Here is a 4,248-nt window from a genome sequence, read left to right on the forward strand (position 1 = left end):
CGGGACAGATGTTTCAAGCCGTATGCCATACTATTTCCAAATGCCATCGACCGACCGGTTGCGTAAACGGTATACAAAATTGTAATCAAGACAACGGACATCTGCTGGCCCATAATCGTCATGATCAACACTGGTAACAGGAACAGTGTATTCCCTAAATAAAGTGGCAACTTGCCACCAAAGCGATCCAGCATCCAGCCATAAATTGGTTGTCCCAACCCATTCAAGACACTACCAGGCAGCAGAATGACCCCACCGATGAAGGCCGTTGCACCATTTACCATCTGCACGTAGCTCGGTAACATGAAATTCATTCCAATGTTTGAATATTGCAGCAAAATATAAGGCAAGAAACTAAATAAAAACACCGGGCGTTTGAAGACCGATAACTTGAACAACGCTTTGTGACTGTATTTTGATAGCCAGCCAAATGTGCAAAATAGCACTGCACTGACGACCATATACAAGGCAAATTTAATCAGCACCCCTGGCTGACCCATGATGTTAAAGCCCATTAATAAGCTAATCATTCCAAGCGCAAGCACGCCAAAACGCAGCCAGTCAAAATCATAGTGCTGTGTCGGTGTGTACTGCTTAATAATGAAAATGCCCAAGATTAATAGGACAATGGTAACCGGAACGGTAATCCAAAAAATCATCCGCCAACTGGCAAAAGAAACCACCGAACCGCCAAAAGTAGGTCCAAGTGCCGGCGCAACCAAAACGATCAGGTTGGCCATTCCCATATAGGTTCCCAGCTTATGCGGGGGAACAACATCTAAGATAATGTTATTCATCAAGGGGCCCGTTAGTCCAACACAACCAGCCTGAATCAAACGGCCCACTAAGAGCACCGGATAACTTGGTGCCAAGCCGCACATTACGTCACCGGTGATAAATAAAAGTGCAGCTGAGATAAACAACTGCTTATTCGTAAATCGACGTTTTAAAAATGCCGATGTGATTGTAAGTAAGGCCACCGTGAGTAAGTATCCGGTTGTGACCCACTGGACGGTTGGCAACGAGATATTAAATTGCTTCATTAAGGTTGGAAACGTAACGTTCATGAAAGTTTCAGTCAAAACGCCCATAAATGTCATCAATGCTACAACTGTGATAACCAAAAATGGGTGTTGTTTGGCGCTATCCGTTTGATTATTAGCTGAAAAATCCACACTGGTGCCCCCCTGAATATTAGTTAGTCGAATTTACCTGCAACTAACATACTACCATTTACAGTGGGGCCCACACAATTAAATTTTTGGAGTATCAATGACCTCAAATAGCTCACAAATACAAGGGCTTTCTAGTGAAAATGTTTTCCCATGAATTTTTGCCTGTTTGCGGAAAAGTTGCTTATGCAGTTGCCGCCAATATTTGAGTGAGCGATTCCCTTCGCCCTCGAGAAATGCGTGTTCTGAAGACACCCATTTAAACGGCACGATTTCAACGACTTTCAATTGAATGATACAGGCCGGATCGCCATTTTGTTTGAGCACCATGCGGTAATCGCCCGCGGTGGGTACCACCTGATCCGCGTCGTAGAAGTTAAACCAAGAACTATAAGCAGTCTTTTGTCCTTTAACCACCATTTCAGCTAACATATCACTAGAGTTGGGACGATCAGAAAACGCCCAAGTATCGAAGTTGGCATGATTGATGTTGTTCCGACGCATAAAATCTTCCCAGTATTCAGTTGCATCCATTTTTAAAACATCCATTTAGATTCCTCCATTCATTTTAAATGATGGTAAGAGTTTAACTTGAAGACCTTAAGTGAAGCTTATATGGCATCGCGGTTTCATGCTTGCACACAAAAAGGCCGGGGCAAAATCATTTGTTTTGCTCCGGTCTCTTCGAATTTCATTTCATTATAATCTCAAATTTCTTCTATAATACATTCTATTTGGCGTGCTATGTGTCAGGATTTACCTGCAGGTCGACTGAGTGTCGCCAATATGTGGGTGGTACTTCTGAGTTGGTCCATTTTATTGATATAAATGCTGGTATCAACCCCCTTATCGGATGCGTTAAATTAACGGACACCGGAAGTTTCCGTTTGCGCAATGGTTTCCTTAATCGCGCTTCCCAATCGTTCGATGCCGGTCTGAATTTGATCTTCGGACATGTTGGAGTAGTTTAATCTAAAGGTGCCAGGCGTAACCTTGTCCGGGTAAAACGGCTCGCCGGGAACAAAGGCAACGTTGTGCTTGATGCAGGTATTAAATAACTCGATGGTATCGACATCGCCAGGTACTTCCACCCAAATGAATAAGCCGCCTTCTGGATGACTGTAGTTGACACCCGCTGGGAAATACTTCTCAATGGCTGCCATCATAACGTTCTCACGTTTTCGATAAACCTTCTTGATTTTGTTCACATGTTCGTCAATGTCATATTCTTCCATGAATTTGGCGACAATGTGTTGGGTTAAGTTATCGGAATGAACATCGGCAGATTGCTTCATCACGCTATATTTTGGCATTAAGTCCTTATTCATCACAATCCAACCTAATCTCAAGCCGGGTGCTAAAATTTTCGAGAAGGTGCTGAGGTAGATAACCCGCTCCTGCTTATCATAAAATTTAACAGGTTCAATATCATCGCCGGCAAAGCGGATGGCACCGTACGGGTCATCTTCCATAATCATGATGTCGTACTTATTGGCAATTTCAATCATCTTCTCACGACGGTCCGCTGACATGGTGCGTCCAGTCGGGTTCTGGAAATTCGGAATCGTGTAAATGAACTTGGTGTTGGGATTATCGGAAACAGCTTTTTCCAACTGGTCCATCTTCATGCCGTCTTCATCCATTTCAACGCCAACAATGTGGGCACCATAGCTTCTAAATACATCTAAGGCGCACAGGTAGGTCGGCTTTTCGACAATCACCGTATCACCAGGATCAACAAACATTTTAGCGGTGATATCGATCGACTGTTGTGAACCAGTGGTAATCATGATGTTATCAACGGTTGCTTGAATTCCCTGCTTATTCATTCGGTTTGCGATTTGTTCGCGTAAAGCTGGATAGCCGATCGCTGACGCATACTGTAATGCGGAACGACCACTTTCATCGAAAACTTCATTGGTCACTTTTTTCAAAGCGTCAATCGGAAATAACTCTGGTGCGGGTAAGCCGCCAGCAAAGGAAATAATGTCTGGACTGCCAGCTACTTTTAAAATGTCCCCGACTGGATCACTGTCATTTGTTGGAACACGTTTCGAAAACTGGAAACTCATACGCGGACACCTGCTTTCTTTGAATCGTTCTGTTGATCTGCAACGTTGGTTTGTGGTTGGTGATACTTACGCATCATTTCGGCCATGTGGACTTCTTGGACCACGAATTCGTGGGTGCGGCAAACATAATCATGCTCACGGCCAATTTTGGCAATGTAGCCGTTAATATAATCAACTTCGGTTGGTCGACCTTTCGAAAAGTCCTGATACATTGATGGATAATGATATTTGTAATCTTGGCTGACGGTAATGACGGAATCAACCTGTTCTTGTCGAGTTGCGATTAAGTAAATCCCAGCCCGTTCACAAGCATCGTAGGCTTCATCGAATAATTGCCGAGACATTTTGCGAACACCCGGATACTCAATGAATTGGCCCATTTGCATTTCAAACATTGTGCATAATGTGTTGGTTACGGCGTTGAACACCACCTTCGACATACACATGCCCATCCATTCATCGGCGAATACTGGTCCTAACTTGGCCTTGGTAAAATCATCAAAGATCGCTTGGGTCTTTTCGTCCGGCTTTTCGTTGTTATAACGCGCCATATGCATGACTTCATCGCCCTCAGCCCCCATAAAATCAACATCAGCGGGACCATCCATTCGAGTGGCGATCATTGCAGTTCCACAAATAATGTTTGCCTTCGGGAAGTAATTGGCAATCTTCTCAAAGTGTCCCATCCCATTCATTGCGGAGAAGACATACTGGTCATCATGGAAAATTCCGGCTTTATTGTCGCGCTCTAATTCTTCAGCTAACTGCATCTGCTTTTTAAAGATAATCCAAACATCTGGATGTCCTTTATATTCTTCTGGATAGTAGATGTTGACGGGAACGATTCTGCGGTTTGCGTGATCACGGGCAACTGAAACGCCGCCTTGTTCGCGGATCTTTTCAACATTCGGCTCCCAAGTATCGATAAAATCAACATCGACTCCGGCATTTTCCTGTAACATTACGCCATACCTTACTCCCATTGCTCCTGCGCCAATAATACC

At 44.0% G+C, this 4,248-nt stretch carries 4 protein-coding genes; all 4 read right to left on the minus strand.

Going from position 1 to position 4,248, the window contains the following annotated elements:
* On the minus strand, nt 1–1,100 hold a 1,100-nt coding region (locus AB3112_RS08765), incomplete at its 3' end, for an MFS transporter (RefSeq protein ID WP_367334311.1).
* A 153-nt stretch (nt 1,101–1,253) separates the two neighbouring features.
* A complete protein-coding gene (locus AB3112_RS08770) occupies nt 1,254–1,721 on the minus strand; it encodes an ASCH domain-containing protein (protein ID WP_057909809.1) in 468 nt (155 codons plus the stop codon).
* A gap of 314 nt (nt 1,722–2,035) precedes the next feature.
* Nucleotides 2,036–3,244: a PLP-dependent aminotransferase family protein gene (locus AB3112_RS08775; protein ID WP_084973872.1), complete on the minus strand. Its 1,209-nt coding sequence runs from the start codon at nt 3,242–3,244 to the stop codon at nt 2,036–2,038.
* Nucleotides 3,241–4,248 (minus strand): ketopantoate reductase family protein (locus AB3112_RS08780; protein WP_367334310.1); only part of this gene is annotated, 1,008 nt, incomplete at its 5' end. The genes AB3112_RS08780 and AB3112_RS08775, both read right to left, overlap by 4 nt.

It is taken from the genome of Lentilactobacillus sp., assembly GCF_040773105.1.
Classification (GTDB): Bacteria; Bacillota; Bacilli; order Lactobacillales; family Lactobacillaceae; genus Lentilactobacillus; species Lentilactobacillus parabuchneri.

Bases quoted from the DNA above. Each gene is read 5' to 3' on its own strand.
- AB3112_RS08775 (WP_084973872.1), bottom strand. From the start codon at position 3,244: ATGAGTTTCCAGTTTTCGAAACGTGTTCCAACAAATGACAGTGATCCA.
- AB3112_RS08770 (WP_057909809.1), bottom strand. From the start codon at position 1,721: ATGGATGTTTTAAAAATGGATGCAACTGAATACTGGGAAGATTTTATG.